Source organism: Marinimicrobium sp. UBA4509, assembly GCF_002388575.1.
Classification (GTDB): Bacteria; Pseudomonadota; Gammaproteobacteria; order Pseudomonadales; family Cellvibrionaceae; genus Marinimicrobium; species Marinimicrobium koreense.
The window spans coordinates 16,523-23,911 of sequence record NZ_DGMV01000058.1 but is presented as its reverse complement, the minus strand read 5'-3'; the positions used below and the strand labels follow the sequence as shown (position 1 = coordinate 23,911).

Below are 7,389 nucleotides of genomic sequence, written 5' to 3'. Positions count from 1 at the left end.
GGATGCGCGCTTCGCGCTTATCCGCCCTACGCCACCTATCGTTCGCCGGCACGGATATCAACCACGCCTTTCCCACCCCAATCCTCGGGATAAACACCTTCCTTCACCGATCGGTGAAAGGTTGAATACGGCCAATCCTTCACCGCATTCACCCAACCATGTTTGACCGGATTGTAATGCACGTAATCCATATGATTGCGAAAATCCTGCTCGCTGGTGATGGCGTGCTCCCAAAATCGCTGCTGACAGATTGTGGCATCTCGGGCCAATCCCTCCATCGCAATCACCGTTTTTGAAAACACTTTCTTGATCTCCCGCCAGCGGCCAGAGTAGTCGGCATCGTATTGCGGTAAGGTCCATATTGCATGCAGGTGATCCGGCAGGACGCACCAGGCATCGATGGTAAAAGGGCGCGCTTGATGCACCCGACGCACGGCGTCACGGAGGGTATCGATATAGCGAGTCAAAAAATCGGATTGCCGATCTTGCAAGGTTACCGTGAAAAAATATGTGCCACCGGGAATGTAAGTGCGTCGGTAGTTGGGCATGGCGGGCTCCAGTCCTTGGATAATGTCGCACAAAGGGTATCCAATAGGACGAACGGAGCCAAGCCGATAGCGGCATCAAGCGACAATGTGGCTTATGACTGAGAGGTCGATCAAAGTTTTGGGGCGATTCCGGCGGACGCATTTGGGTTAGGTTACGGCGGATGCGGATTTTTACTGCTGCGCTCGGCTCCGCCCTGCGGGGCGTGGTGGATGTATTTTGGGTGGTTGCGGCGGATGCGCCTTCGGCTTATCCGCCCTGCGCATACCACGGCAGCTCCCGTAGGGCGGATAAGCGCCGCGAGGCGCGCATCCGCCGTTGCCTTGGGTAGGGATAGACCGAGGCGCATGGCGGAGAGGGAGGGATTCACTCGGGCCATCCATGGCCCTCGCCCTTCGGCCGCTCACGCACATCCCTGTGCTCCGCGGCATTAGTGCATCCTGCACGTCGGCGCCTTCGGCCGTGCAAAACGGCTGTCCTGCCGTTTTTTGATTCGCCTCTTCCTGAGGCTCACCCTCCGGGCGGCTTCGCCGTCCCAATTTGATCCCGTCAAATTGGTCGAACCCGGCGAGGCTTCTCACCCTTCCCTTTCAGCCATAAAAAAACCGCCCCCTGTCGGGGACGGTTTCTGTATGGCGGAGAGGGAGGGATTCGAACCCTCGATACCGGATTAGGGTATACTCCCTTAGCAGGGGAGCGCCTTCAGCCACTCGGCCACCTCTCCAAAACAATTTGTCACCTGCCTCTCGACAAGTGCGGCGCATCATACCATATCTCACGAAAAATCAAAGGGTTGAGAGTGGTTGGATGCAAAAAAGTGCGATCAAAATCGCGTCTGGTCGGAACTTGACCGGAATTTCCAGAGGGAAGAGCGGCTCGGGAGGTGGTTGATTACGCTCCCGAGGCCCGTCGACGAGTCTGGGATCAATCCAGCTGCTCATCCTGGTTCTGCTTCTCACGCTGAATGCGCTGGTAAATCTCTTCGCGGTGAACGGCGATATCCTTGGGTGCATTCACACCGATACGGACCTGATTGCCCTTCACGCCAAGTACGGTGACGGTCACTTCATCACCAACCATCAATGTTTCGCCAATACGGCGGGTCAAAATCAACATAATAAATCTCCTTCACTCATCCTGTAAGAACACGGCGTAGACTCCATCGTCCGATGCCGCTTCTCGGCTAACCCCGATCGCCAATGGGCGTCAAACTACAAACCCCCTTGAAGTATTGACCATAGTTGGCGATTAGGACAAACATTTTCCACCCTTTTATGTGCATTGTTCTCCCTGCTTACATTAACGCGCGCTAACTGTACCAGATTTATTGAGCGATCGCTAACCAACCGCCCCAATCCGGAGTATGCGCCTGTTAACCCCGGTCCCGGCTTTCCTCGGGCTCTTTATCGAGTCCGAAGGCCGTGTGCAGGCAGCGAACCGCCAGTTCCAGGTAACGCTCTTCGATGATCACGGAGATTTTGATTTCCGAGGTGGTGATCATCTGAATATTGATGTTCTCTTCGGCCAGGGCGTTGAACATGGTGGAGGCCACCCCGGCATGGGAGCGCATTCCAACTCCGACAATGGACACCTTGGCGACCCGGTCATCCCCGCGTACTTCCCGGGCGCCGATGGACTGGGCCACGGTTTCCAGGACACCGACGGTCTTTTTCAGATCGCCTTTGTTGACGGTAAAGGTCAGGTCTGTGGTGTTGTCGGCACCCACGTTCTGGACAATCACGTCCACTTCAATATTGGCAGCACCCACCGGACCCAGGATACGGGCGGCAACGCCCGGCGTGTCCGGCACACCAGCAAGAGTCACTTTTGCCTCATCGCGGTTGAACGCGATGCCCGAGACAATGGGTTGTTCCATAGTGTCATCTTCCTCATCGAGTGTAATCAGGGTGCCCGGGCCTTCCTGGAAGCTCGACAACACCCGTAACGGAACTTTGTACTTGCCGGCGAATTCAACCGACCGGATCTGCAGCACCTTGGAACCTAGACTGGCCATTTCCAGCATTTCTTCGAAGGTGATCCGGTCCAGCCGTCGGGCACGCTCTACCACTCGTGGGTCGGTGGTGTATACGCCGTCCACGTCGGTATAGATCTGGCACTCATCGGCTTTCAACGCCGCCGCCAGGGCCACGCCGGTGGTATCTGAGCCACCCCGTCCAAGGGTGGTGATATTGCCCTGCTCGTCCACACCCTGGAACCCGGCGACCACCACCACACGCCCGGCCTCAAGGTCGGCGCGCATGTTGGCTTCATCAATGGCCTGGATGCGGGCTTTGGTGTGGGCATTGTCGGTCAGGATACGCACCTGGCCACCGGTGTAGGACCGGGCATCGTAGCCGCGCTTTTTCAGCGCCATCGACAGCAGGGCAATGGTGACCTGTTCACCGGTCGACACCAGCACGTCCAATTCGCGCGGGTCGGGGTTGTCCTGTATCTGCTGAGCCAAGGCAATCAGGCGGTTGGTCTCGCCGCTCATCGCGGACAGCACCACCACCATATCGTGGCCCTGGTCACGAAATTTCGCCACCTTGTCAGCCACGGCTTCAATCCGCTCGACGGTGCCCACGGAGGTGCCGCCGTATTTCTGTACGAACAAACTCATGCCCGAACGCTTCCTCGACCAGTACGCCGGAGAACCGGCTCAGTTGCAACATTGCGCGCCATGCGCGGCCCGCTATTAAAGCGTAAATCGCGCGTTAGCGAAATAGTTTTTCAGGCCCGTAAAAGCCTTTTTTAGCGGTTTGGTTACGGCGGATGCGGTTCGCCGTACGAGATTTTGGCACGTTGGGTTACGGCGGATGCGCCTTCGGCTTATCCGCCCTACGCGACCTGCCGTGCTATGCGTAGGGGCCGAGCGCAGCGGTAGGACACGCATCCGCCGTAACCGACCCGAAAAGCGTTATGCGAGTTGGGCTTTGACCCACTCGGGGACGGCGCTCAGGGCGCTGTCCAGCCCGCTGGGATCAGTGCCACCGCCCTGGGCCATATCCGGGCGGCCACCGCCTTTGCCGCCTACCTTTGTGGCCACTTCACGCATCAGATCGCCGGCTTTGATCCGGTCAGTCAGATCCTTGGTCACCCCGGCAACCAATGAGACTTTCTCACCCTCTACCGCCGCGACCAGCAATACGCCACTGCCAAGCTTGTTTTTCAGCTGATCGGCGCTCTCGCGCAGGGATTTGCTGTCGGCCCCCTCCAGCTTGACCGCCAGTACCTTGACCCCGGCGACCTCCTGAACCTGGTCCAGCAGGCTGCCGCTGCCCGCAGTGGCCAGCTTGGCCTTGAGCGCGCTCAGTTCCTTTTCCAGCTTGCGGTTCTGGGCCAGCAGTTGCTCGACCTTCTCCGGCACCTGCGGACGGCGGGTCTTCAGGGCCTGAGCGGTGCGGTCGGCAAGTGCCTCAACCTCATCAAACAGCGCCAGAGCGCCCGCTCCGGTCACCGCCTCGATGCGACGAACACCCGCCGCCACGCCGGATTCAGAGGTGATCCGAAACAGGCCGATGTCGCCAGTGCGGCGCACGTGGGTACCGCCGCAGAGTTCCACCGAGAACCCATCCCCCATGGTCAGCACGCGCACCTGGTCACCGTACTTTTCACCAAACAGCATCATGGCACCTTTGGTCTTGGCGCTGTCGATATCCATCTCTTCGACCTGAACATCGGTGTTGGCGCGAATCTGTTCGTTGACCAGCGCTTCAATCGCCTTGATCTCTTCGGGCTTGAGCGCCTCGAAGTGGGAGAAGTCAAAACGCAGACGCTCGGAATCCACCAGTGACCCTTTCTGGGTCACGTGCTCGCCCAGCACTTCACGAAGCGCCGCGTGCATCAGGTGGGTTGCCGAGTGATTCAGGGCGGTGGCCGAACGCACATTGCCGTCGACCCGGGCCGACAGCGTATCGCCCACCGCCAGACGGCCGTGCAATACCCGGCCAATGTGCAGATGGCTGCTCCCCTGCTTGTTGCAGTCACGCACCTCAAAGCGCAGACCACCGTCGGCTTCCAGGTAGCCGGTATCGCCCACCTGACCACCGGACTCGGCGTAAAACGGCGTGCGATCGAGCACCACGGCGCCCTCATCGCCTTCTTCCAGTTGGTCCACGAGCTGGCCGTCTTTCAGCAACGCCTGGATCTTGCCCTGCTCCGCAAGCTGGGTATAGCCCAGGAACTCGGTGGCCGGCAGGTCCAGCCCGGCCGAGGTGTAATCCACCTTGAAGCTGCCGGCCGCGCGGGCCCGGGCGCGCTGGGCGTCCATGGCCTGCTCGTAACCGGGCATATCCAGCGTCAGACCACGCTCGCGCGCAATGTCCGCGGTCAGGTCGACAGGGAAACCGTAAGTGTCGTACAGAGTAAAGACGATATCGCCGGGAATCTCGGTGCCACTCAGATCTTCCAGCGCCCCTTCGAGGACCACCATCCCCTTATCCAGGGTTTTGGCGAACTGCTCCTCTTCCAACAGCAGCACCTTTTCGATCTGTGCCCGTTGCTGGCGTAACTCCGGATAGGCATCACCCATCACCTCGGCCAGCGCGACCACCAACTGGTGGAAAAACGGTTGGGTCTGGCCCAGTTGGTGACCGTGGCGCACGGCGCGGCGAATGATGCGGCGCAGCACATAACCGCGCCCTTCATTGGAGGGCAGCACCCCATCGCTGATCAGAAACGCACAGGAACGGATATGGTCGGCAATCACCCGCAGTGACTTGTTTTCCATATCCGTGGCACCCGTCGCGTCGGCCGCGGCTTTGAGCAGGTGCTGGAACAGATCGATGTCGTAGTTGTTGTGCACGCCCTGCATGACCGCGGCAATCCGCTCCAGGCCCATGCCGGTATCGATGGAGGGGTTGGGCAGCGGCTTCAACTCGCCATTGCTGTGGCGCTCATACTGCATGAACACCAGGTTCCAGATCTCGATGTACCGGTCCAGATCATCATTCTCGCTGCCGGGTGGGCCACCAGGCACATCCGGGCCGTGGTCATAAAAGATTTCCGAGCTGGGACCACAGGGGCCGGTGTCCCCCATCTGCCAGAAGTTGTCTTCATCCAGGCGGGAGAAGCGCTCGGGGCTGACCCCCACCTCCTTCTGCCAGATATCGGCCGCTTCATCGTCGCTGATATGGACGGTCACCCACAACCGCTCTTCGGGCAGTTTGAGTACATCGGTCAGAAACTCCCAGGCGAACTTGATCGCGTCGCGCTTGAAGTAGTCTCCAAAGCTGAAATTGCCCAGCATCTCAAAGAACGTGTGGTGGCGGGCGGTATAGCCGACATTTTCGAGGTCGTTGTGCTTGCCCCCGGCACGCACACAACGCTGGGAACTGGCCGCACGGCGGTAATCCCGGTGTTCTTCGCCGAGGAATACGTCCTTGAACTGGACCATACCGGCATTGGTGAACAGGAGGGTCGGGTCATTACCCGGAATCAGGGAGCTGCTGGGGACAACGGTGTGCCCCTGCTGCTCAAAGTACTTCAAGAAGGCGTCGCGAATTTCTGCGCTTTTCATAGCGTATCCGTGGTTATCGAGATCAAAATGGGGCGATTCAGGGGCGGTCGAGCTGTTCCCGCTCTTCCTGGGTCAACTGGCGCGCTTCGCTCTCCAGCATCACCGGGATGCCATCGCGAATAGGGTAAGCCAAGTGGCTGGCTCGGCACACCAGCTCCTGCTTTTCAGCGTCGTACTCCAGTGGAGCCTTGCTCACCGGGCAGACCAGTAGACTGAGCAGTTTTTTGTCGATCATAGCGCCCCTCGGGGAATGAGGTAAAAGCCGCTATCTTACACCGGGGCGCGACTCCAACGCTACTGAGCGGCCCCGCAAATCAGTTGCTGGCCACGTCCTCTGGCATCGGCCCTACCAGGGTGGTCGGGTCGACCCGTCGATCGAACCAGTTCATGCGCCAGTCCAGATGTGGGCCGGTGGCCCTTCCTGTGGCACCGACTTCGGCGATGGTATCCCCCTGACCGACTTCCTCCCCCTCTTTCACCAGAATTCGGTGCAGGTGAATGAAGGTGGACGACAGACCGTGCCCATGGTCGACAATCAGGGTGCCGCCGGAGAAAAACATATCGTCGTGCACCAGGGTGACCACACCCGGCGCCGGGGATGCCACCGGGGTGCCCTGCGGCGCGGCAATATCCACCCCGTAATGGGGAGAGCGCGGCTCGCCGTTATAAAACCGCTGACTGCCGTAAACGCCGGTAATGATCCCGACCAGTGGCCACTGGAAAGACTGCGTAAAATCGGTACGCGCCAGATCATGCTGGCGAGCCTTCCAGGCGAGAGCCGCTTCGGCCCGGGCGCGCTTGACCTGTTCCGGGTCCGGAGTCACTGTACTCTGTGGAACACCCTCAATGCGCTGGATATTGTAATCCCGGGCTTTGACGGGGAATTCAAAGTGCTCGGGCTCCCCTGCCGGGGGTATCAGGGTCAGCTTGGCGGGCGACTCGGCATCCCGGTCGAGACCAATCACAAATTGGCCGTCGTCGGCAATCCGCACAGTGCGATCCCCCAGTTTCAGCTCGCTACCCGGTGTCACCGCGCCACGAATGACGGCGCCCTGCTGCCAGTCGCCGTGGTGGATTTCGAGGGCCTGGGCCGAGAGAGCCCAAAGCAGAGCAAACGGGAATGCGGTGAAATTTCTGAGCATGTAATGCCTCTGACATCATCAATGGATCATTTAATGAGCAGGTTAGCACGAACTTAAGTGATTGGGGCAACCACGTGATGCGGGGATGGGGTGCTGTGGGAGCGGCGGATGCGGGTCATACCGCTGCGCTCGGCCCCTACGGGAACGACAGAATTATACCAACAAGGGGGGAGATGGGTGGTG

6 protein-coding genes and 1 tRNA gene are annotated in these 7,389 nt (G+C 59.5%); all 7 read right to left on the bottom strand.

The features are described from left to right. Positions 1 to 35: 35 nt before the first annotated feature. Entirely contained in the window at positions 36 to 548 is a 513-nt protein-coding gene (locus B3520_RS11265) for an REP-associated tyrosine transposase (protein WP_286806655.1), read from the bottom strand. A gap of 631 nt (positions 549 to 1,179) precedes the next feature. Next, a tRNA-Ser gene (locus tag B3520_RS11260) sits at positions 1,180 to 1,270 on the bottom strand. 200 nt (positions 1,271 to 1,470) lie between these two features. Continuing rightward, positions 1,471 to 1,662: a carbon storage regulator CsrA gene (csrA, locus tag B3520_RS11255; RefSeq protein WP_024459782.1), complete on the bottom strand. Its 192-nt coding sequence runs from the start codon at positions 1,660 to 1,662 to the stop codon at positions 1,471 to 1,473. A 256-nt stretch (positions 1,663 to 1,918) separates the two neighbouring features. Further along, positions 1,919 to 3,166, bottom strand: coding sequence for an aspartate kinase (locus B3520_RS11250; RefSeq protein WP_123637051.1), 1,248 nt, complete (start codon positions 3,164 to 3,166; stop codon positions 1,919 to 1,921). Positions 3,167 to 3,463: 297 nt separating this feature from the next. Beyond that, positions 3,464 to 6,064: an alanine--tRNA ligase gene (alaS, locus tag B3520_RS11245; protein ID WP_286806658.1), complete on the bottom strand. Its 2,601-nt coding sequence runs from the start codon at positions 6,062 to 6,064 to the stop codon at positions 3,464 to 3,466. Positions 6,065 to 6,101: 37 nt separating this feature from the next. Continuing rightward, the gene (locus B3520_RS11240) at positions 6,102 to 6,299 is read right to left on the bottom strand and encodes a Trm112 family protein (RefSeq protein WP_024459779.1); all 198 of its coding nucleotides are present in this window, start codon (positions 6,297 to 6,299) and stop codon (positions 6,102 to 6,104) included. 79 nt (positions 6,300 to 6,378) lie between these two features. Further along, positions 6,379 to 7,206: a M23 family metallopeptidase gene (locus B3520_RS11235; RefSeq protein ID WP_123637049.1), complete on the bottom strand. Its 828-nt coding sequence runs from the start codon at positions 7,204 to 7,206 to the stop codon at positions 6,379 to 6,381. Between the last annotated feature and the right edge of the window lie 183 nt (positions 7,207 to 7,389).